This is a genomic window from Aeromonas sp. FDAARGOS 1418 (assembly GCF_019048585.1).
Taxonomy (GTDB): Bacteria; Pseudomonadota; Gammaproteobacteria; order Enterobacterales; family Aeromonadaceae; genus Aeromonas; species Aeromonas caviae.
Map to the genome: position 1 here is coordinate 3,975,838 of NZ_CP077387.1, position 20,709 is coordinate 3,996,546.

24 protein-coding genes, 1 other RNA gene and 1 pseudogene are annotated in these 20,709 nt (G+C 62.7%); 13 read left to right on the forward strand and 13 right to left on the reverse strand.

Annotated elements, in window-relative coordinates; all coding sequences use genetic code 11:
- Positions 1–50: 50 nt before the first annotated feature.
- The gene (locus I6L48_RS18510) at positions 51–815 is read left to right on the forward strand and encodes an RluA family pseudouridine synthase (protein WP_039039883.1); all 765 of its coding nucleotides are present in this window, start codon (positions 51–53) and stop codon (positions 813–815) included.
- A gap of 107 nt (positions 816–922) precedes the next feature.
- Here I6L48_RS18510 and udp read toward each other — a convergent pair whose 3' ends face one another.
- A complete protein-coding gene (gene udp / locus I6L48_RS18515) occupies positions 923–1,678 on the reverse strand; it encodes a uridine phosphorylase (RefSeq protein WP_010674037.1) in 756 nt (251 codons plus the stop codon).
- 392 nt (positions 1,679–2,070) lie between these two features.
- Between udp and yiaY the strand changes: the two genes are divergently transcribed.
- The 3 genes from yiaY to I6L48_RS18530 all read left to right on the forward strand — a co-directional run bounded on the left by yiaY (position 2,071) and on the right by I6L48_RS18530 (position 4,430).
- Positions 2,071–3,222 (forward strand): L-threonine dehydrogenase, encoded by a 1,152-nt coding sequence (yiaY, locus tag I6L48_RS18520; RefSeq protein ID WP_113070487.1) that lies wholly within the window; start codon positions 2,071–2,073, stop codon positions 3,220–3,222.
- 133 nt (positions 3,223–3,355) lie between these two features.
- Positions 3,356–3,694, forward strand: a complete 339-nt coding sequence (locus I6L48_RS18525) for an outer membrane protein assembly factor BamE (protein WP_029314185.1) — start codon at positions 3,356–3,358, stop codon at positions 3,692–3,694.
- Positions 3,695–3,794: 100 nt separating this feature from the next.
- Entirely contained in the window at positions 3,795–4,430 is a 636-nt protein-coding gene (locus I6L48_RS18530) for an NAD-dependent epimerase/dehydratase family protein (RefSeq protein WP_042878055.1), read from the forward strand.
- A 67-nt stretch (positions 4,431–4,497) separates the two neighbouring features.
- Here the strand turns inward: I6L48_RS18530 and I6L48_RS18535 are convergent, their stop codons facing one another.
- Positions 4,498–4,854: an RnfH family protein gene (locus I6L48_RS18535; protein ID WP_039039886.1), complete on the reverse strand. Its 357-nt coding sequence runs from the start codon at positions 4,852–4,854 to the stop codon at positions 4,498–4,500.
- Positions 4,847–5,281 carry an SRPBCC family protein gene (locus I6L48_RS18540; protein WP_010673974.1) on the reverse strand — a complete coding sequence of 145 codons (435 nt, stop codon included), beginning with the start codon at positions 5,279–5,281 and terminating at the stop codon, positions 4,847–4,849. The genes I6L48_RS18535 and I6L48_RS18540 overlap by 8 nt, the downstream gene beginning before the upstream one ends.
- 248 nt (positions 5,282–5,529) lie before the next feature.
- Between I6L48_RS18540 and smpB the strand changes: the two genes are divergently transcribed.
- Positions 5,530–6,018: an SsrA-binding protein SmpB gene (smpB, locus tag I6L48_RS18545; RefSeq protein ID WP_010673973.1), complete on the forward strand. Its 489-nt coding sequence runs from the start codon at positions 5,530–5,532 to the stop codon at positions 6,016–6,018.
- A 122-nt stretch (positions 6,019–6,140) separates the two neighbouring features.
- Positions 6,141–6,500: a transfer-messenger RNA gene (ssrA, locus tag I6L48_RS18550) on the forward strand.
- Positions 6,501–6,782: 282 nt separating this feature from the next.
- Here ssrA and I6L48_RS18555 read toward each other — a convergent pair.
- On the reverse strand, positions 6,783–6,953 hold the full coding sequence (locus I6L48_RS18555) for a hypothetical protein (RefSeq protein WP_010673970.1): 171 nt from the start codon (positions 6,951–6,953) through the stop codon (positions 6,783–6,785).
- A gap of 9 nt (positions 6,954–6,962) precedes the next feature.
- A pseudogene (locus I6L48_RS20990) lies at positions 6,963–7,070 on the reverse strand (GntR family transcriptional regulator); the annotation flags it as partial.
- Between the two features lie 50 nt (positions 7,071–7,120).
- On the opposite strand from I6L48_RS20990, the gene eda reads away from it, so the two are divergent.
- Positions 7,121–7,738 carry a bifunctional 4-hydroxy-2-oxoglutarate aldolase/2-dehydro-3-deoxy-phosphogluconate aldolase gene (eda, locus tag I6L48_RS18560; RefSeq protein ID WP_042880880.1) on the forward strand — a complete coding sequence of 206 codons (618 nt, stop codon included), beginning with the start codon at positions 7,121–7,123 and terminating at the stop codon, positions 7,736–7,738.
- 132 nt (positions 7,739–7,870) lie between these two features.
- Here the strand turns inward: eda and I6L48_RS18565 are convergent, their stop codons facing one another.
- Positions 7,871–8,311 carry a GNAT family N-acetyltransferase gene (locus I6L48_RS18565; RefSeq protein WP_042880882.1) on the reverse strand — a complete coding sequence of 147 codons (441 nt, stop codon included), beginning with the start codon at positions 8,309–8,311 and terminating at the stop codon, positions 7,871–7,873.
- Between the two features lie 182 nt (positions 8,312–8,493).
- Here I6L48_RS18565 and I6L48_RS18570 point away from each other — a divergent pair, with 182 nt between their 5' ends.
- The gene (locus I6L48_RS18570; RefSeq protein WP_010673967.1) at positions 8,494–8,994 is read left to right on the forward strand and encodes an SRPBCC domain-containing protein; all 501 of its coding nucleotides are present in this window, start codon (positions 8,494–8,496) and stop codon (positions 8,992–8,994) included.
- Between the two features lie 72 nt (positions 8,995–9,066).
- Here I6L48_RS18570 and I6L48_RS18575 read toward each other — a convergent pair whose 3' ends face one another.
- Together I6L48_RS18575 and I6L48_RS18580 are read right to left on the reverse strand one after the other, a co-directional pair.
- Entirely contained in the window at positions 9,067–9,573 is a 507-nt protein-coding gene (locus I6L48_RS18575) for a GNAT family N-acetyltransferase (protein ID WP_010673966.1), read from the reverse strand.
- Positions 9,574–9,725: 152 nt separating this feature from the next.
- On the reverse strand, positions 9,726–10,916 hold the full coding sequence (locus I6L48_RS18580) for a GNAT family N-acetyltransferase (protein ID WP_042880883.1): 1,191 nt from the start codon (positions 10,914–10,916) through the stop codon (positions 9,726–9,728).
- Positions 10,917–11,177: 261 nt separating this feature from the next.
- Between I6L48_RS18580 and I6L48_RS18585 the strand changes: the two genes are divergently transcribed.
- Genes I6L48_RS18585 through I6L48_RS18595 form a run of 3 tightly spaced genes read left to right on the forward strand, consistent with a single transcriptional unit; the run spans position 11,178 to position 13,623 of the window.
- Positions 11,178–11,996 carry a DUF3100 domain-containing protein gene (locus I6L48_RS18585; RefSeq protein ID WP_010673963.1) on the forward strand — a complete coding sequence of 273 codons (819 nt, stop codon included), beginning with the start codon at positions 11,178–11,180 and terminating at the stop codon, positions 11,994–11,996.
- Positions 11,993–12,442, forward strand: a complete 450-nt coding sequence (locus I6L48_RS18590) for a hypothetical protein (RefSeq protein ID WP_010673962.1) — start codon at positions 11,993–11,995, stop codon at positions 12,440–12,442. Before I6L48_RS18585 ends, I6L48_RS18590 begins: the two co-directional genes overlap by 4 nt.
- Entirely contained in the window at positions 12,442–13,623 is a 1,182-nt protein-coding gene (locus tag I6L48_RS18595) for a M20 family metallopeptidase (RefSeq protein WP_042880886.1), read from the forward strand. Before I6L48_RS18590 ends, I6L48_RS18595 begins: the two co-directional genes overlap by 1 nt.
- Positions 13,624–13,951: 328 nt before the next feature.
- Here I6L48_RS18595 and I6L48_RS18600 read toward each other — a convergent pair whose 3' ends face one another.
- From I6L48_RS18600 to I6L48_RS18615, 4 genes are all read right to left on the reverse strand, one after another.
- The gene (locus tag I6L48_RS18600) at positions 13,952–14,911 is read right to left on the reverse strand and encodes a LysR substrate-binding domain-containing protein (protein WP_010673960.1); all 960 of its coding nucleotides are present in this window, start codon (positions 14,909–14,911) and stop codon (positions 13,952–13,954) included.
- Positions 14,911–15,549: a pyridoxamine 5'-phosphate oxidase gene (gene pdxH, locus I6L48_RS18605; protein WP_042880888.1), complete on the reverse strand. Its 639-nt coding sequence runs from the start codon at positions 15,547–15,549 to the stop codon at positions 14,911–14,913. Before pdxH ends, I6L48_RS18600 begins: the two co-directional genes overlap by 1 nt.
- Before the next feature lie 157 nt (positions 15,550–15,706).
- On the reverse strand, positions 15,707–16,030 hold the full coding sequence (locus I6L48_RS18610; protein ID WP_039039894.1) for a hypothetical protein: 324 nt from the start codon (positions 16,028–16,030) through the stop codon (positions 15,707–15,709).
- Positions 16,027–17,994 carry a reprolysin-like metallopeptidase gene (locus I6L48_RS18615; protein ID WP_042880891.1) on the reverse strand — a complete coding sequence of 656 codons (1,968 nt, stop codon included), beginning with the start codon at positions 17,992–17,994 and terminating at the stop codon, positions 16,027–16,029. The genes I6L48_RS18610 and I6L48_RS18615 overlap by 4 nt, the downstream gene beginning before the upstream one ends.
- A gap of 211 nt (positions 17,995–18,205) precedes the next feature.
- Here I6L48_RS18615 and I6L48_RS18620 point away from each other — a divergent pair, with 211 nt between their 5' ends.
- Positions 18,206–19,417 carry an RsmB/NOP family class I SAM-dependent RNA methyltransferase gene (locus tag I6L48_RS18620; protein ID WP_010673956.1) on the forward strand — a complete coding sequence of 404 codons (1,212 nt, stop codon included), beginning with the start codon at positions 18,206–18,208 and terminating at the stop codon, positions 19,415–19,417.
- A gap of 72 nt (positions 19,418–19,489) precedes the next feature.
- Here I6L48_RS18620 and I6L48_RS18625 read toward each other — a convergent pair whose 3' ends face one another.
- Complete coding sequence (locus tag I6L48_RS18625; protein WP_010673955.1) at positions 19,490–19,834, reverse strand: Grx4 family monothiol glutaredoxin; 345 nt, start codon at positions 19,832–19,834, stop codon at positions 19,490–19,492.
- 287 nt (positions 19,835–20,121) lie between these two features.
- On the opposite strand from I6L48_RS18625, the gene sodB reads away from it, so the two are divergent.
- Positions 20,122–20,706, forward strand: a complete 585-nt coding sequence (sodB, locus tag I6L48_RS18630; RefSeq protein WP_010673954.1) for a superoxide dismutase [Fe] — start codon at positions 20,122–20,124, stop codon at positions 20,704–20,706.
- Positions 20,707–20,709: the final 3 nt, after the last annotated feature.

The following is a 20,709-nucleotide window of genomic DNA, read 5'->3' on the forward strand; positions in this document are numbered from 1 at the left end:
CAGGCCTTGGGAGCGGACACCCAGATTCGCCGCGCCGCCATCGTTCGGGTATGATCCCTCCCCCTTCATCGTCCGGTTGCCCCATGTCCGCCATCATCGACACCTTTGTTGCTCCGCCCTGCGCCGCCACCATCGAGATCCTGTTTGAGGATGCACATCTGCTGCTCATCAACAAGCCGAGCGGCCTGCTGAGCCTCTCGGGCAAGAACCCGCAGAACCTCGATTCGGTCCATTATCGGCTGGTACAGGATTACCCCGGCTGCACCCTGGTGCACCGCCTCGACTTTGGCACCTCGGGCGTCATGGTGGTGGCCAGAAACAAGAGCATCAACGCCCTGCTCTGCCACCAGTTCAGCCAGCGCACCGTGAGCAAGGCTTACGAGGCACTGCTCTGCGGCCATCTGGCGGCGGATGAGGGCGTCATCGACGCATCCATCGCCAAGGATCCGGCGCTGTTCCCGCTGATGAGCATCTGCGCCGCCAGCGGCAAACCCGCCCGCTCACGCTATCGGGTGATGGAGCGGCTCACCCTGGAGGGGGCAGGCCAGCCGGTGCCATTGACCCGGGTCAGACTGGTACCGGAGACCGGGCGCACCCACCAGCTGCGCATCCACAGCCAGTGGCTGGGCCACCCCATCCTGGGATGCGATCTCTATGGCGGCCTGCTCCCGCCCGGCTGCGAACGGGCCCCCAGACTGATGCTGCACGCCAGTGAACTCGGTTTTGTGCACCCGGTGAGCGGCGAAGCGGTACAGATCCGCTGTGAAGCGCCCTTTGCGCAGGCACTGGCGGCCATGACGGGGCAACAGGGGTAACGAAGAAGGGGGAAAGCAGGGCCAGAAAGGCAAAAAGGGCAAACGGCGGATAAAGATAGGGGCCGCGCTTTCGCAACGGCCCCCACCCCCCACTCGGTGTGGTGCTATCAGATCAGCTTGCGGGCGGCGCCCAGCACGATCTTGATGGCATCAGATTCGGTTTTCGCCATGGTTTCGGCGTTCGGGATTTCCTGCTGGGTACGGTTCACGATGACACCGGCCACCATGCCCGCACGCAGGCCCTGGCTGGTACACATGGTCAGCAGGGTCGCGGACTCCATCTCGTAGTTCAGCACGCCCATGGCTTGCCACTCTTTCATGGAACCCTGGAAACGTTGTACCACGCGGCCGGATACGGTGTCGTAACGCTCCTGACCCGGGTAGAAGGTGTCGGAAGAAGCAGTGACGCCCACGTGCAGCTTCGAGCCCAGCTCCTTGGCGGTGTTCACCAAGGCGGTGGTGCAGTCGAAGTCGGCCACTGCCGGGAACTCCATCGGCGCGAAGTGCAGGCTGGCACCGTCGAGGCGCACGGAGCCGGTGGTGACGATCACGTCGCCCACGTTCAGGTGCGGCTGGATGGCGCCGGTGGTGCCGATGCGCAGGAAGGTACGGATACCCAGCTGGGCCAGCTCTTCCACCGCGATGGAGGTGGACGGGCCACCGATACCGGTGGAGCAGATGATCACGGCCTTGCCGTCCATCTCGCCGCGCCAGGTGGTGAATTCACGATGGCTGGCCAGGTGCACCGGGTTGTCCAACAGTTCTGCGATGCGCTTCACGCGCTCGGGGTCACCGGGGACGATCGCCAGGGTGGCGCCTTGCAGATCCGCTTTTTTCAAACCCAAGTGAAATACATCAGACATAGTGGACTCCTGGTTGCGCCCCGCCGCATGGCCGCCGAGTGCAGTTAAGGTGATTCTTTACGGTACTTTCAAGCCGGTATCCCCTCATCCGGGGAGGCGCCAACTATGGTCGAAAGCGCTTTCCAATTCCTTGATGCGCCTCACACTTCTGCGCTTCAAAGCTGACAAAAATGGCGCGAAACGTTTGCTAAGATGATGAATTTCTTGAAAAACGTTTTTACGCTCCTTTTGCACTCCCATCCCTTGTCAAGCCTTGAGCGACCGTCCATTTAAAGAGCGCGATCGAGTCCACAAAGTTGCAAACGAGATACCATTGACCCCTTCTCATCCCCTCCGACGCTGTTATGTTGGCGCCCGCATACCACTTAATGGCTAATCATACGGAGTCCATCATGGCGACATTCAAGTTCTACATTCCCGCAATCAACCTGATGGGGGCGGGCTGCCTGCAGGAGGCGGCAGCGGATATCCAGGGACATGGCTATCGCAAGGCGCTCATCGTCACCGACAAGATCCTGGGCCAGATTGGCGTGGTGGGCCGGCTTGCCGCCCTCCTGGCCGAGCACGGCATCGATGCCGTGGTGTTCGATGAGACCAGACCCAATCCCACCGTGGCCAACGTCGAGGCGGGTCTTGCGATGATCCGGGCCCATGGCTGTGACTGCGTCATTTCGCTCGGCGGCGGCTCACCCCACGACTGCGCCAAGGGCATCGCCCTGGTGGCCGCCAATGGGGGCAGCATCAAGGATTACGAGGGGGTGGATCGCTCCGCCAAGCCGCAGTTGCCGCTCATCGCCATCAATACCACGGCCGGCACCGCCTCCGAGATGACCCGTTTTTGCATCATTACCGACGAATCCCGTCAGGTGAAAATGGCCATCATCGACAAGCACGTCACGCCGCTGATGTCGGTCAACGACCCGGAACTGATGCTGGCCAAGCCCGCCGGCCTCACCGCCGCCACCGGCATGGATGCCCTGACCCACGCCATCGAGGCCTATGTCTCCACCGCCGCCACCCCGGTCACCGATGCCAGCGCCGTGATGGCCATCGCACTGATTGCCGAACACCTTCGCACCGCCGTGCATCAGGGGGAGGATCTCCATGCCCGCGAGCAGATGGCCTATGCCCAGTTCCTGGCCGGCATGGCCTTCAACAACGCAAGCCTGGGCTATGTGCACGCCATGGCTCACCAGCTCGGCGGCTTCTACGACCTGCCCCACGGGGTGTGCAATGCGGTGCTGCTGCCCCATGTCCAGGCCTACAACGCCCGGGTGTGCGCCGGTCGGCTCAAGGATGTGGCCCGTCATATGGGGGTGGATGTGAGCGCCATGAGCGATGAGCAGGGTGCGGCGGCAGCCATTGATGCCATCCGGCAACTGGCTCGCGACGTCAAGATCCCCACCGGTCTGGAGCAGCTCGGGGTCAGGGCCGACGACCTAGACGTGCTGGCCACCAATGCGCTCAAGGATGCCTGTGGTCTCACCAACCCCAGGCAGGCGACTCACGCGGAGATCGTCGCCATCTTCCGCGCCGCCATGTAAGGGGGCAAGATCCTGCCAGGGCCGCCACGCGGCCCTTTTTATTGGCTGATGGATCAATGGCTTTTTACTTCCGCACGGGGAGTGGGTATGATTTGCCGAGCTAAAAAGACTGTATGGATGATCTGAACCCGATATGCGGATGAAACACCTGATTGCCGCGGCCCTGACCGCCCTCACCCTGTCCGGTTGCAGCCTGGTCTATCGCATCGATATTCCCCAGGGCAACTATGTGGAACAAAAGCAGGTCGACAAGCTGCGCCAAGGCATGACCCGCGAACAGGTCGAGTTCGTGCTGGGTTCTCCCATGTTGCGCGACAGCTTTGACCCCAACACCTGGTACTACCTCTATGAGTTCCAGCCCGGTCGGGGCGACAAGGAGCGCAAGGAGCTGACCCTCAACTTCGTGGGTGACAGACTGGCCACCGTGACCGGTGATTTCCCTCTCCCTGCCGCCTTCACCACACCGCTCTAGATGACATCACAAAACCGGCTTCTGCCGGTTTTGTTCTCTCTGGCCCCGGTGATGTCGCCGGGCCACACTCTGGATGCCTCATTGCCCCGAGGAGATCATCATGAGTCGATTCCTGATTGCCGGCGCCACCGGTCTGATTGGCAAAGCCTTGCTGCATGAGCTGGGGACGGAGCATGACCTCCTCCTGCTCTGCCGCAAACCGGGCGACCCCGCTCCGGGACGCACCTGGCTGCCCACCTCGTTCGACGCGCTGGACAGATTGACGCTGCCCTCCCCTGTGGACATTGCCTTCTGCTGCCTTGGCACCACCCGCAAGGATGCCGGCTCGGCCGAGGCCTTTCGCCGGGTCGATCTCGACTATGTGCTGGCCTTTGCCGCGCTCGCCCGTCGCCACGGCTGCCGCCGCCTGCTGGTGGTCTCCAGTCTGGGCGCCAACCCGGGTTCCCCTGCCCTCTATCCCCGCACCAAGGGCGAGATGGAGCAGGCCCTGCTGGCCCAGGAGTGGCAGCGGCTCGTCATCCTGCGCCCGGCCATGCTGCTCGGCCATCGCGAACCTGCGCGCCGTTCGGAGCAGATCATCCAGGCCATCTATCCGCTGGTAAAGCCCCTGCTGCGCGGGTCGCTGCGCCGCTGGCGTGCCATCGAGGCCAGTCAGGTGGCGCACGCCATGGCGCGCCTTGCCATCCAGGAGAGCGGGATAGAGACGGTGGAAAACGAGCGCCTGCTCACCCTGTGATGCCCCGTGCCGGGCGAGACGATCACAAAGGGGCGCCACGGCGCCCCTTGTCACAGCACATCACCCGTCAGGTGCCGGCATCGTCTCGCTTGCGGTGCACATCGGGTCGCCCTCCGGTGACCACATCGGCGCGCCCCTCTTCCTTGGCTTTCTCCGCCCGCTTCTTGCGCATCTCCTTGGGGTCGGCGATGAGAGGGCGGTAGATCTCGATGCGATCCCCCTCCTGCACCGACTCTGTGCCCTTGACCGGACGGCTGTAGATACCGAACTTGTTGACCGACAGGTCGATCTCCGGGTGCTTTTGCAGGATGCCGGACTGTTCGATGGCCGCCAGCACGCTGGTCTCGGGCGCGACCCGGATGCACAGCACCGTCTGCCGCTCGGGCAGGGCATAGGCCACTTCGATATTGAGGAGCTCAGACACCGTAAACCACCTTGGCACGATTGGAGAAGGCAAGCACCATGGAGCTCACCAGCTCGCGGAAGATCTGGCCAAAGGCCAGCTCAATGAGCTTGGAGGTGAACTCGAAGTCGAGATCGAACTCCACCTTGCAGGCATCCACGTCCAGGGGTGTGAAGGTCCACCATCCCGCCAGCTTGCTGAAAGGCCCCTCCACCAGCTCCATCTTGATGGTGCGATTGGCATCGAGCTGGTTGCGCGTGGTAAAGGTCTTGGCGATACCTGCCTTGGCCACATCGACCGAGGCCATCATGTAGTCTTCACCTGACTCATGAACACGGCTGCCGACACAGCCGGGCAGGAACTCAGGATAGGCATCAACATCATTGACCAGCCGGAACATCTGTTCCGCGCTGAACATCACCAGGGCACTGCGAGTAATACGGGGCATGGGTTTTCCTCATCCAATCGGCCCGATTTTATCACCTTGTCAGCCAAAATCACCGCCGAAACTGTTCGCGGGTCACCAAGCACGGCAATCGCACACTTTCCGGCCAGTGTGGCCTGCTCTCGCCCCGCCCTTCCCTCAAAATCGTCATCGAACTGCTCACAAAGCCGCCACTCGGAGCGCTGTGCGTTTTACAGCCGCCGCCACCCACGTATAATGCGCCTTCCTAAACATTGCCTAAGGCCCCCGTCATGAGCAAAAAGAACAGTAAAAACAAAGCCGGGTCCAGCACCATTGCACTCAACAGAACCGCCCGTCACGAGTACTTCATCGAAGAGCGCGTGGAAGCCGGCCTGTCCCTGCAAGGGTGGGAAGTGAAGTCCCTGCGGGCGGGCAAGGCCAACATCAGCGAAGCCTATGTCATCTTCATGCAGGGAGAAGCCTTCCTGTTCGGCTCCAGCTTCCTGCCGCTGAACGCCGCCTCCAGCCACGTGGTATGCGATCCGACCCGCACCCGCAAATTGCTGCTTAGTCGCCGTGAACTCGACAAGCTCGAGAGCCTGACCGCTCGTCAGGGCTACACCATAGTGCCGCTGGCCCTCTACTGGAAAGCGTGCTGGGTCAAGGTCGAGATCGGCCTGGTGAAGGGCAAGAAAGAACACGACAAGCGGGAAGATACCAAGGCCCGGGAATGGGATCGGGAAAAAGCCCGCATCATGAAAAACAAACACCGCGGTTGATCGTGCGCCGCCGGCCCCCATGCGGCGACCAATAAACCAGCAATCGACCGGCCAAGGCCGGTCGATTGCCATCAACGCCTTGCCATGACAGGATTTTTGCGTACAATCCCTTTTGACAACTTGGGGCTGATTCTGGATTCGACAAGATTCACGAAACCCAAGGTGCATGCCGAGGTGCGGTAGGCCTCGTTAATAAACCGCAAAAAAATAGTCGCAAACGACGAAAACTACGCACTCGCAGCTTAATAACCTGCGCTGAGCCCTTCTCCCCTAGCTTGCCTGTGTCCTAGGGAAATGGAAGGTCATCCTTCACAGGATCGTGTGGAAGTCCTGCTCGGGGCGGAAGCATTAAAACCAATCGAGCTAGTCAATGCGTGGCGTGTCTCTCCGCAGCGTGTTGGCGAATGTAAAGAGTGACTAAGCATGTAGTACCGAGGATGTAGTAATTTTGGACGGGGGTTCAAATCCCCCCAGCTCCACCAAACGTTTGGAAAGGGCCACTTCGCAAGAAGTGGCCCTTTTTGTATCCTTTTTCTCACCTTCAGAGGTTGTATCCGCCCCGCGAGTGCTGTGCATCTCCAGACCTGAGGCCAAAGGCTCTGCGGGGGGTGGCTGCATTTGACATGGGCCAGCTCCAGGTGGCGTCGCCAGCAAAAACCGGCGAGTGGAGCAGCAATTTGCCCGGGAGCTGTGGGCCACGCCATCAGCCCAGCGCCTCCATGGGGTTGAAACAACCTCGAGGGTTCGCCCCCGAGAATCTTCCACTAGCCGTTGGCAGTGGAAGGCTGGGTCAGATGAACGACGGGATTTTCGGAGAAGAGGTAGCGGTCATCCTCCATTTCGTCATCGAAGATGGTGGCCTGGAAGAGCATCTGCTTGGTGTTCTCCAGGTGCTGCCACATGGCCAGCTTGGCCGCCTGCGGATCCTTGCGCATCAGGGCCTTGAGGATCTGGTCGTGATCGTCGCACCAGCTGGAGATGGCCTTGTCGTCGATATGCTCGTGGAGCTTGCGCCAGTAGGGGTTGCGCTCGCAATGCAGCCAGGGAGCCAGGGCTTCGGGGTGGGCGAGATCGTCGTCAAGCGCGGCTCTGAGGTTGCCTGGTGGTCACGGCAACGCAGCGGATCGAAATCGCCGCCCTGCGGTTGTCCGCCAAACAGGTGATCGACACCACGGCGGCGGGCAACTCCTTCAGCGCCGGTTATCTCGCCGCACGCCTGCAAGGGGCCGACGTCACCCCCGCCGCCGCAGAGGCCATCCGCCAGATGCGCGCGGCCTACCCGGATCTGCTGATCGGGGCCGGCACCGTGCTCAACCGCGAGCAGGTGGATGCGGCCGTTGCGGCGGGTGCCGACTTCATCGTCAGCCCCGGCTTCAACCCGACCACGGTGCAGTACTGCCTGGACAAGGACGTCACCATCATCCCCGGGGTCAACAACCCCAGCCTGGTGGAGCAAGCCATGGAGATGGGGCTGCGCCACCTCAAGTTCTTCCCGGCCGAGCAGTCTGGCGGCACCGCCATGCTCAAGGCCCTGGGCGCCGTCTATCCGGTGCGCTTCATGCCCACCGGCGGCGTGACGCCGGCCAATCTGAAGGAGTATCTGGGGCTGAATGCCGTGATCGCCTGCGGCGGCACCTGGATGGTGCCGGCCAAGCTCATCGACGAGGGCAGGTGGGAAGAGCTGGCCGCCCTGGTAAGAGAGGCCGTGGCGGCCCTGTGATCATCGGTTGAGCGAGGGAAGGTCTGCCCTCCCCCGGATGTGTTGAAGAGCCACTTCCCGCGAAGTGGTTTTTTATGCCCTGCCAGGGCTGGAGATCAATGTGCGGTGCGGTTGCCGCAGTCTGCCAGCGGCTTATTCCCCTGCGGCATCGGGCGTCAACACCAGCCTGCGCCAGGGCCCCGTGATGTCGCAATGACCCGTCTCTTCGGTGTTCTCCCAGCCCAGGCGATGATAGAAAGCCATCGCCGTGGTGTTGCGCATGGCCACCTTGAGGGAGGCCGGGGAGGGGTATCCGGCCAAGCCGGCGGCAAGCAAGGCCCGCCCCATGCCCTGCCCGTGCCAGTCCGCCACCACGTAGAGATGATGCACGAAGCTCTCGGCCCCCCAGATGGAGACGAATCCGCACGGGCTGCCCCCTTTCTCCGCCACCCAGATCTCCTCGCCCCGGGTCTGCTCGGCAAAATCCTCGAGCCGGAACAGGGCGGGATCAACCCAATGGAAGGCCTGGCGCCTTCCCTTGAGGAAGAGCTGCGCCAGCATGGGCTCGTCAGCTTCCGTCATCATTCTGATCATGACACCATCCTTGCGTTGCGTGCTTGTCGCTTCCCACTCTCGATGGATCCCGCCGTGCTGTCAAATCGGCAATGTGGACCCTCTTGAATACGTAACCGTGTGACACAGGGCTGCCTATTTTATCGCCTCAGGGGCTATACTGCCGAGGTCCCGTCCATGACTGGTTTGAGGTTCACTGATTTATGGATAACAAGCAAATTGAAGGCAGTATTCTGGTACCCGCCCACATTGACGATGTCTGGCGGGCCTGGACCACGGAGAGCGGGCTGCGCAGTTTTCTGGCGCCGGAGTGCCTCATGGTCCCGGAACCCAACGGACCGTTCGAGATCTATTTCAGACCCGATGCTCCCCTCGGCGAGCGTGGCAGCGAAGGGTGCCGGGTGATGGCGGTCATGCCCCATGATCTGCTCAGCTTCAGCTGGAATTTCCCTCCCCAGTTTCCCCACATTCGTCAGCAGAAGACCCAGGTCAGCCTGCGCTTCGTGCCGGAGGGCCAGGGCACCCGGCTCCACTTCTTGCAGACCGGCTGGGCGCAGGATCCGGACTGGGACCAGGGTTATGCCTACTTCCGGGAGGAGTGGCTGGAACTGAGTCTGCCAAGGCTTCAGTACCGTTTCACCCACGGCCCCATCGACTGGAACAACCCGCCGGGCAAGCAGCAACTGAAATCCCTGGCCCAGTGACGTCCATTCAAGCGATGGACATGGCACGAAAAAGGACCCGCTCAGGGTCCTTTTTCGTGGATAGGCAGGCGGTCACTCCACCGGCTCTTCATCGAACAGGGGGTGATAGAGCACCTCGCCCCTTACCCCGTCGAGCCCGCCGGGTTGCAACTCCATCGCCATGAAACACTCCGTCGGCACCTCGTAGATGCAGTGCAGGCCGAAGTCGCTGGCAGGCCGAAAGCCGAAACGGGCGTAGTAGGCAGGATCCCCGAGCACCACCACCGCCTTCCAGTCCATCTCCAGTGCCGTGTCCAGCCCTTCCCGCACCAGATCCGAGCCAATGCCCTGCCCCTGCCAGTCGGGATGCACGGCCACGGGTGCCAGTCCCAGCCAGGGCCCTTCCTGTCCCTCAATGGTGATCGGGCTCAGCATCAGGTGCCCCATGAACTCGTACTCTTCCTCCTCGACCATGGTGACCACGGCGGCCCCACATTCTCGCAGGCGGTTGACCAGTTCGGCCTCGTCGGGACGACCAAAGGCGGCACTCACCAGCTCATAGACTGGCAGCATGTCGCCGGGACGCTCGGTTCTCAACATACAGCGTTACTCCTCGTACAGCAGGGCGGCCATTATTCCACATAAGTGGTGCGCCTCTTCACTGCCTTTGTCTGAAAATGGGAGGGCGGACTCAGGAAAACACCTGACAGACCCCGCACCAGGCTTCGCGATGAGCGAGCTTGCGCAAGCCATCAGCGTCCGTCGTCAGGCTGTCGCAATCGCCGCAGATAGGCGAGGCCCAGATCCCCGCACTCCTTGAGGAGGGCGCCACCCCCATGGGCCTGCACCCCGGGCGCCTCTGGCGCCAGCATGGCCTGGGGATAGCGCCGCACCGTCAGCCCGCTGAGTGTCTGCTCGCCCTCTGTCGCCTCCCCCGCCATGAAGAGCGCCACCCCCTCACCGTGCAGTATGGCCACGACCACCTCCTCGTCATCCAGCCAGGGGGCCAGCGCCTCTTTGCGTGCATCCGTCAGGCGCGCCGGGCGATCCAGCCGCCAGTGATCGAGCTCGAGGGCGCCATCGGCCGGATCTGGCCGACGCCCGTCATGGTGCATGCCAGTCTTTTCCATCACCCGGCCTGAGGCGAGGTTGCCCGGCATGTGGCGGGCGGTGAGGGCAGGCAGGTGCCACTGTTCGAAGGCAAACGCCCTGACCAGGCTCGCGGCCCGGGTGGCCAGCCCCCTGTTCTGCCAGGGCACGCCGACCCACCATGCCAGCTCCCCGTGCCAGTGCAGGGAGAGGGTGCCGACCAGGGGAGCGGGCTCGTCTTCACGCCCCTGAGGCAGAGTCAGGGCCCAGGTGCATCCCAGCCCGAGAGCAGCCTTGCGCCCGCTCAGGGCAAGCCAGTCCCGCGCCGCCTCCGGCGAATAGGGGTGGGGGATGTTGAGGGTATAGCGGGCGAGCGCCGCATCCGAACAATAACGCAGGATGGCGCTCTCATCGCCGGGCAGCAGGGGGCGCAGCACCAGCGCGTCCTGCCCGCCAGGCTCGCACAGCACCGGGGTCATCAGGCGGCGGGCAAGCAGGCGTTGCAGGGCAACCCCGAGGTCGTCATCGGCACCGAGGCGATGATCCGCCCCCGCGGGCCCCAGGGTGAGCAGGCCGCTCTCTCTGGCCAGGGTCAGCAGGGAGCCGGAGGCAGCGATCAGGATCTGCCGGTCCGGCTGTGTCGCCATCAGCGGGGAGGCGGCCTCCCCCAGCCAGGCGGCAAGCAGGTCGCGGGCAAGGAGAATGCCATCTGGCGGGCTGGCCGACCAGGGTGCCATCTCCCTCGCCTCCCCTTTGCCAAGCAGCAGCCACCAGCGGTTTCCCTGGTGCTGCCAGGCCTGCAACGCCGCTTGCCAGGAGGGGCGCCAGAGCGCACCCTCGATCAACAGATCCATTCCTTCCCCCACATCCGTCCCCCGGATCAGGCACCGGGTGCCCGGGCGGCACCACACTCCTGTCTGAGGCAGCATAAGCAGCTGCCAATGAGTTGTTAAACCATATGTTTACCATGGTTAAACGGCATACCCCATGAAAAAATGCCATATGGCTGACTTGATGGCGGTCACATTCCTTTCCCTCCTCGCTTCCTATCATGCCCCCATCATGGCGTGACCAAAGACGCCCATGAAGGACAACGGATAACAAGAGAACACACTATGCAGCCAACCAGCCCACTCAAAACGGTAGTAGTCAGTACCCTGGCGACCGCCCTGCTGATCTTCGTGGCCCAATCCCTCATCGGGAAGCAGGAGATCAGACTCGGCATCGCCATCATCCCCATCCTGCCCATGCTCTTTGCCGTCATCATCGGCATGATAGTCTCCGCCAAGCCCGTCAAGGATCGCATTCCCGGCTGGAAGAGGCTCTTCACCGAGCGAGAAGAGGGCTTCTGCGGCAAGATGGTGGGTTTCAGCCTGCTGATCCTCGGGACCCAGTATGCGGGGATGATCATCCCCAACCTCAAGATGATCCTGAGCGTCGGCGTACCGCTCTTCCTGCAAGAGATAGGCAACCTCCTGCCCATCCTCATCGCCATTCCGCTGGCGGTGAAGTTCGGCTTTGGCCGCCGCGCCATCGGGGCCTGCTCCTCCATCAGCCGTGAACCCTCGGTCGCGGTGATCCAGGGCAAGTTCGGCACCGGCTCCCAGGAGTACATCGGCGTGCTCGCCATCTACCTGTGCGGCTCCGTCATCGGCACCCTCTGGTTCAGCGTGCTCGGCAGCATCGCCCCCCTCACGGGGCTGCATCCCCTGGCCCTGGCCGCCGGTTCCGGCGTGGGATCCGGCTCCATGCTGAGCGCCGCCTCCGGTGCCCTCATCAACGGCCTGGACGAGGCGATGGCCCAGCAGGTGCTCAGCATCGCCGCCGCCTCAAACCTGCTCTCGTCGGCCCTGGGGGCGCTCTCCCTCACCTATCTGGGTCTGCCGCTCGCTGAAAAAATCTATGCCTTGACCGCCAAAGGAGAGAAAGCATGAAAAGCATCGTGATGGATATGCGCTTCGTCTTCCTGGCGATCCTGCTGGCCATGTTCACCCAGACCCTGACCTCGGGCCTGCCGCTGTGGCAGATGGGGGACAGCTTCATCGCCATGTCCCTGGTGGTGTTCGCCTCCCTGGTGACCAAGCGCTACCTGCCCTCCTCCCTGCCGGCCTTTGCCTATGCCACCATCATCGGCATTCTCATCTGCCTGCCCGAGACCCCGGTGCGCGGCCTCTTCATCGATGCCGTGGCCAAGATCTCCTTCCTCTCCTGCTGCGTGCCGCTCCTGGCCTTCGCCGGCCTCTCGGTGGGCGGTCAGCTGGAGGAGCTCAAGAAGATGTCGTGGAAGGTGATCCTCATCTTCATGATCGTCTCCACCTGCTGCTTCTTTGGCGCCTCCCTGGTTGCCCAGCTCGGTTTCTCCATTCAAGGGATCATCTGATGAACCACTACCATATCGAACCTGACCTGTTGGCCCTGCGCGACTTCAGCTACGAAGTGCGCCACCACCTGCACCGCATCCCGGAATACTCCGGGGCCGAGTTCAAGACCTCTGCCTACTGCCGTGGGTTGATGGAAGAGTTCGGCTACAGGATCACCCTGTATCCCGGCTTCACCGGTTTTCACGGGGATCTGGCGGTCGACCCCACCCTGCCCACCATTGCCTTTCGTGCCGACATGGATGGCCTGGAGATGCACGACATGAGCGAGGTGGCGTTCAAATCCACCCATGAGGGGATGGCCCACAACTGCGGCCACGACTCCCACATGGCGATCGCTCTGACCGCCGCCAGGTTTCTGGCCGCCAACCGCGAGCGCCTGCGCTACAACGTCCGCTTCATCTTCCAGATGGCGGAAGAGGACATGCGCGTCCCCGGTGCCGAAAAGATGGTGGAGCTTGGCTGCATGAAGGGGGTGGACGAGGTCTATGCCCTGCACAACGACGGCGCCATGGAGACGGGCACCATCAAGTTCAACCAGGGGGTCATGTCCTCCTGGGGGTCTGCCTGGACGCTTGATGTGCACGGCATCTCCGCCCACGGCTCCACCCCCCACAAGGGGCTGGATGCCATCCGGGAGGCGGTACGGATCATCGAGGACATGGACTACATCGTCGCCAAGCGCACCAGTCCGTTCAGCCCGGCGGTCTTTGGTTGCGGCATGATCAACGGCGGCACCATTCCCAACGCCATCGCCGATCATGTGCAGGCCCGTGGCACCATCCGCGCCATGGATGCCGAAACCGACCAGATCCTGAAAAACAGCTTCAGGGACATCATCGCCCAGAGCGAGCTGCGCGGCTTCAAGACCACCATGGTCCATGCCGGCTACCCGGCAGTGGAGAACCACCCCCAGGCCTGCGAGCGCCTGCAACAAGCCGCCTCGGAGGTGTTGTCCAGCGACGGGATCAACGCAAAGGGCCAGCCCATGACCGGCAGCGAGGACTTCAGCTACATGATCAACGCCACGCCAAGCCGCATGGGGGCCATGTTCTTCCTCGGCAGCGGCAATCAGGCCAAGGGGATCTGCAACTACCTGCACGCGAACCCCTATTACCTGGACGACGACTGCCTGCTGGTGGGAGCCCAGATCTTCGTCAATCTGGCGACCAGGGTCGACTGACGGGCCAGGGGGATCTGCCACTACCCGCACCACGTCAATCCCCTACTACCCGGACGACGACTGCCTGCTGGTGGGTGCCCAGATTTTCGTCAATCTGGCGACCCGTACCCCCTAAGCAGCAAGGGGGCTGCCGCACCCCGAGGCCCTGCTGGATGATGGCGATCTGCTGCTCGGCACCCGGAGCGCCGTCAATCTGGTGACCACGACAGCCGGGAGAGAGGGATCACCGGGAAAAGGCAGCACAGGACACCACTTATCACAAAAAAGAGAGGCCACTGGCCTCTCTTTTTTGCATCTATGCAGCACATCTGACTTCCCCTGACGGCCTTCAGAGCCAGGGCAGGGTCGCAGACGGAGCGGGCGTTCCCTGGTTGAGCAGCGCCAGCTGCACCGTCTCCCGGCTCACATGGGGGGCATAGAGGTGGATGAAGTCGTACATGTAGTCCCGCAGGTGGGCGTGCCTGCGCAGGCACACATGGGCCACGCTCGAGGCAATCAGATGATCGATGTTGAGGCAGACCAGGCTCTCCCTGTCCCCTTCGTCGAACGCCGAGGTGGCGATCACCCCGACTCCCATCCCCAGGCGCACATAGTGCTTGATGATGTCGCTGTCGGTGGCTGTCAGCACGATGCGGGGGCTGAGACCATGGCGACCGAACGCCTTGTCCATCTTGGAGCGGCCGGTGAAACCGAACACATAGGTGATTAGGGGATACCGGGCCAGATCCGCCATGGCCAGCGGCTGGCAGTCCAGCAGCGGATGGCCGTGGGGCACCACCACGCTGCGCCCCCAGCGATAGCAGGGCACGGTCGCCAGCTCGTCGAACAGGTGCATGGACTCGGTGGCGATGGCCATCTCCACATCCCCGTTTTGCGCCATCTGCGCCAGTTGGGCAGGGGCTCCCTGATGCAGCTGGATGCTCACCTCGGGGTAGCGGCGGGAGAATTCGGTAATGACCGCCGGCAGCTTGTAGCGGGCCATGGTGTGGGTGGTGGCGATGCGCAGCACCCCGCTGGTGGCCAGCTGATCCCCGAGGGAAAGCTGACCAATCTGCTCCACCTGGGCCACCACTCCCCTGGCCAGCTCCATCACCTGCTCCCCCATGGGGGTCAGGCCCGCCAGGTTCTTGCCCTTGCGGGTAAACAGCGCCAGCCCCAGCTCCTCTTCCAGCATCTTCATCTGCTTGCTGAGGGTCGGCTGGGAGGTATAGAGCTTCTCCGCCGTCGCCGAGATGTTGAAGTTGTTCTTCACTATCTCGGTGAAGTTCTTGAGCCGGGCGATGTTCATCAGGGTGCCAGGCGCTCGATGTGCCAGCCGTCCCCCTCGCGGGTGTAATAGAAGCGATCGTGCAGACGATGCTCCCCACCCTGCCAGAACTCGACGGTGTCGATGCGCACCCGGAAACCACCCCAGAAGCTCGGCAGCGGCACCTCGCCATTGGCAAACTTCTGTTTGAGTTCGAGGAACTTGGCCTCGAGCACGCCACGGGCCGAGATGCGGGTCGACTGTTTGGAGACCCAGGCGGCGATCTGGCTGTCCTTGGGTCGGCTGTGGAAATACTTCATCACCTCGAAGGTGCTCATCTTCTCCACCCGGCCGGTCACGTGCACCTGTCTGTCCAGGGTGTGCCAGGGGAAGAGCAGGCTGATGCGGGGGTTGCCCTCCAGCTGATGCGCCTTGCGGCTGCCCATGTTGGTGTAGAACACCATGCCTTCGGCATCGTAGTGCTTGAGCAGCACGGTGCGCTGCCAGGGCTGACCATCAGCATCCACGGTGCCCACCACCATGGCGGTAGGATCGGTCAGTTTGGCCTCGCACGCCTGGGCCAGCCACTTCTCGAACAGGGCGAGGGGGTCGGCCGGCAGATCGGCCCGGTGCAGTCCACCCCTGGTGTATTCGCGACGCAGATCAGCCACATCCATCATCTTGATTTTCCTTCTCTCTTTCTCTGCCGCCCGTGCGGCGATGGGTGCAGGCATTGTGCGACGAGCGCGCCATGGGTACAAGCCTCGGGGCGGCCAAATGGCGGAGCAAAAAGAGAGGGAGGCTCATGCCTCCCTCTTTATGCCGATGGCCGTCAGCCTACTGCTTGCCGTCAACCGGCGGGCAATGGGCCAGCATGCGCCGGTTGTAGTCCGCCGCATAGGCGCTCAGCCTGGCGTGGGCCTCCTTCTGATCCGGCTTGATGACATCCCCGAATCCATCGAGATAGCGCACGCCGCAGCGGGCCTTGGCCGCCGCCTGCTGATCCGCCGCGATCCCGGGCGCTACCTCGCCGCGCCCGGCCCGCACGATCAGCCGGTAATCCTGCCTGGCAAGGCTGGCGCTGACCGCCTGATCCAGGGTGTCTGCATCGGCCTGACAACCGCCGAGCAGGGTGAGCAGCAGCACCCCGGCCAGTCTCATGCCCGCCTCCGCTGCCAGCCCAGCAACGCCAGGGCCAGGGTCCAGAAGCCGAGGGCCCCGCCGCCACCGCTTCCCCCCTCTTCACCGCGCTGGGTGACCGAGAGCTTGAGGGGACTGATGGCGAAGAAGATGTTGTCGCTGCACGCCACCTTCAAGCGGGCAGTGCCATCCTGGCCCGCCGGGATGGTGACGCTCGCCGAGCCCGAGTTGGGTTTGCCGCTGGCAAGGGGAGTCCAGTTTGCCCCCTCGTCCCGGGTCATGAAGAGATCCACCTTGCTGCAGTTGATGGGGGCGGCATTGGTGCCGGCCACTTCCCAACTGATGGTCTGCGTCTTGCCCGCCCCCAGGGGGGTCACCACCGGGCTGGTCAGGGCAAAGGCCTTGCCGGTGTTGACCACCTGGATCTTCATGTCATCGCTGGCGACACCGCCCTTGCCGTCCCGCGCCGTGAGGCGGAAGTTCAGGTCCCGGTTGGTGGCAGGCCAGGCCTCCCCTATCGCCAGGGTGTTGGTGAGCAGGGAGGTGAGACTCGGCAGGGTGCGCTCCGGCACGCTGGTCGGCGCCACGAAACGGAACAGAGGGCGGCTGCCGTCGTCCACCATGGTGGCCGGGCTGCTCGACTCCGTCCCCAGATCGATCTGCTCCCAGGTGTAATTCAGCGGATCGCTGTCAAGATCGGCCCCCGCCCCCTTGAGCACGAAGGGGGTGTTGGCGGGGATGATGTAGTCATTGCCTGCCGCCACCTGGGGCGCATTGTTGACCAGCGCCAACGGGGTGCCGCAATTTGGCTCCGTGGCCATGTGGGCCCGCATCTGCTCGATGGACTTGCTGTGGAAATAGGGCTCGCTGTGGGGCTGCAGATCTTCGTCTCCGCAGATCCCCGCATAGGCCATGATGGAGCTGCCGCTGCCCGGCTCCCAGGCCTGGCTTGCCTCCCGGTTGCCGCCGCCACAACTGCCTGTGGTGCCGTTGAAGGTGTGGTCTGCCCCGAACTGGTGACCGATCTCGTGGGCCACGTAGTCGATGAAGAAGGCATCCCCCACCGGCTCGGAGGAGCCCGTCATCCCCGCCGATTTGTCAGGGGTGCAGAGTACGCCCAGTCCCGCCAGGCCGCCGCCACCGGTGTTGACCACATGGCCGATGTCGAAGGCCCCCAGCCCCTTGGTCAGGGCATCGGCCTGCACCTGCATGTTGGCATCGATATCGCCGTCATCATTGTTGAAGGGATCGTTCGCCACGTCGGTGAAGATGATGGTGTCGTTGCCGCTGGCCAGCTGGAATTCGGCCGCCACGTCACGCTGGTAGACCTCGTTGACCCGGTTGAGCAGGGTGGTGATGGCGCCAAGACCCGCCTCCACGGTGCCGCCGTGATACTGGGTGTACTCCCCCGCCGCCGAGATGGCGATGACATAGCGCTTGCGCTCGTTGCCATCCACCAGCACCTGGCGGGCCAGCTTTTTGGCCTCGCCTCCGATCACCTTGTCCGCCTCTTCTTCCAGCCGGCTGTGGGCATCCTGCTGGTAATAGACGGCATAGCCTTCCCCATTGCGAAGGGGATCGACGAACACCATCTTCCCTTCATGGCTGAACATGGCGTGGAATCCCTGGGGACCGAGATCGAAGCGCCCGGTCTCGCCCGGCGCCGCTTCGTTGTACCCCTTGAAGGCCAGGATATCGGGATATTTGGCGGCCAGATCCGCTGGCAGCAGATCATAAGGTTGCAGACTGAAGGTCACCTCCTTGCCATCCGGCAGAGGCAGGGTCAGGCGGCGCTCGCCCCCCTTCAGGGCAGCCAGGTAATCGGTGGAGACGGTGACGATGCGATACTGGCTGGCCCTCACCTCGTACCCATCGGCGGCGGTGGCCCGCGCCGTGACCGTATGCCACTCGCCGGCCATCAGGTTGCCGGACGTCATCAGACCCGCCACCAGCACCGCCAGCGGAGAATATTTCATCAACTGCATCTTTTTAATTCCTTTTTAAACGGATTCACCTGAACTGCCACGGCATCATTTGCCCGCTGGTCCGATTAGTCCAGCAACATCCTCTGTACATTCCCCGAATGGGGAAGGTTGCACCAATGCAGACTAGCCCCTATCATGGCGCGGATTTGTCCGTTCCAGAACCCCTCTTCGACGGGGCCGGTTCACTCTTTCTTTGGCCAAGGTTAATCTCATGCTCAAGTCCCCACTGTTGCCCCGTTTCGGGGATCTGGTCGTTGCCATCGTTGACGATGTGCTGGGTCAGGGTCTTACCCTCGACCGCGCCTATGCACGTCACTTCTCCGGCATCGAACTCAAACCGCAAGAACAGGCAAGGATTGCCCTGGTCACCGGCGATCTGCTGCGCCGCCTCAGCCTCTACTGCTTCCTCACCGGCATCCAGGTCCGTCAGGCGGAGAAGAATGTCTGGCCGCTGCTGCACAGCTGGCACGCCTTCCACAAGATAGATCAGCCCAACCACCCGACCCTGGATCGCTTCAACGAGGAGGCGTTCCGCCGCCGCCTGACCGAAGCCAAGAAGAACCCGGTGCTGATGGACGGCTGCCCTGCCTGGCTGGAAAAACTCGGCAGCGAGCAACTGGGCGACGCCTGGCCGGCCGAGCGTGCCGCCCTGGCCTGGATGCCCAAGCGTTACCTGCGGGTCAACACCCTCAAGTGCACCCGGGACGAGCTGCAAGCCATGCTGGCCAAAGAGCATGTCACCACAGTGCCCGTCGACGGAGTGGAGACCGCCCTGCAAGTGACCTCGGACGCCGCCCTGTTCCGTACCCAGGCCTTTGCCGATGGCTGCTTCGAGCAGCAGGATGCCGGCTCCCAGCTGGTGGCCGCGGCCCTCGACGTCAAGCCCGGCATGCGGGTCATCGACGCCTGTGCCGGTGCCGGCGGCAAGACCCTGCACCTGGCCGCCATGATGCAGGGCAAGGGCCGTCTGCTGGCCATGGACGTGGAAGAGTGGAAACTGGAGAACCTCAAGCAGCGCGCCCGCCGCGCCGGTGCCCACAACGTGGAGACCCGGGTCATCACCAGCAGCAAGACCGTCAAGCGCCTGAAAGAAAGCGCCGATCGCGTGCTGCTGGACGTCCCCTGCTCCGGCCTTGGCGTGCTCAAGCGCAACCCGGATGCCAAGTGGCGCGACACCGCCGAGCGCCTGCCGGTGCTGGTCGCCCTGCAAGAGGAGATCCTGCAGCGCTACAGCCAGATGGTGAAGGTGGGCGGCCTGCTGGTCTACGCCACCTGCTCCATCCTGCCCGAGGAGAACCGCCAGCAGGTGGACAAGTTCCTCGCCGCCAACGAGCACTTCCGCCTGATCGGCGATCACAACGTCAGCCCGGCAGAGACCGGCTTCGACGGCTTCTACATGGCGCGCCTCGAACGCATCGCCTGATGTCTGTCGTGGGCACAAAGAAAAGGGGAGCCAGTGGCTCCCCTTTTTGCATTGCATGGTATGGATGCGGCCTTACTCGGCAGCAGCATCATCCTGCTTGTGCTTGGCGGCAGTTTCCTTGATCAGGGTCTGCAACTCGCCGGCCTGGAACATCTCGATCATGATGTCGCAACCACCGACCAGCTCACCCTCGACCCACAGTTGCGGGAAGGTGGGCCAGTTGGCGAATTTCGGCAGCTCGGCGCGGATGTCCGGGTTCTGCAGGATGTCGACATAGGCGAAAGGCTCGCCGCAGGACATCAGGGCCTGGGAGGCCTGGGCAGAGAAACCGCAGCTGGGCAGCTTGGGGGATCCCTTCATGTAGAGGATGATGGGATTCTCAGCCAACTGCTGTTTGATCTTTTCAATAGTTTCCATAAATGCCTCACTGGAGCGATTTCGGCGGCCATTCTACTGCAATCCGGGCAGACCACAAACTGGCAAACCGTTGCGAATGAAAGAAGTCATGCATCAATACGCCGCAGCTTGATCCGGATCATGGCAAGAATCAAGGGTTGTTCGCCCATCTTTGATACTGCTACAATCGACGGGCTTTGGGCCGTCTGGCCCCCTCATTTCAAGAACAATTCTTTTCAAGATAGAAAAGAGTACGCAATGTCTTGCAACCGTCGCCTTCGCACGGACCAGCCAATGGAGAGTAGAAAATGGCTTTCGAACTTCCCGCTCTGCCCTATGCAATCAATGCTCTGGAACCGCACATCTCCCAGGAAACCCTGGAATACCACCATGGCAAGCACCACAACACCTACGTGGTCAACCTGAACAACCTAGTGCCGGGTACCGAGTTTGAAGGCAAGTCTCTGGAAGAGATCATCAAGACCTCCACTGGTGGCGTCTTCAACAACGCTGCCCAGATCTGGAACCACACCTTCTACTGGCACTGCCTCTCCCCGAACGGCGGTGGCGAGCCCACTGGCGCTCTGGCCGATGCCATCACCAAGGCCTTCGGCTCCTTCGCCGAGTTCAAGGATGCGTTCACCAAGTCTGCCATCGGCAACTTCGGCTCCAGCTGGACCTGGCTGGTGAAAAAGGCTGACGGCTCCCTGGCCATCGTCAACACCTCCAACGCCGGTTGCCCGCTGACCGAAGCCGGTACCACCCCGCTGCTGACCGTCGACCTGTGGGAACACGCCTACTACATCGATTTCCGCAACCTGCGTCCGAAGTACATGGAAACCTTCTGGGCCCTGGTCAACTGGGAATTCGTGGCCAAAAACCTGGCTGCCTGATAA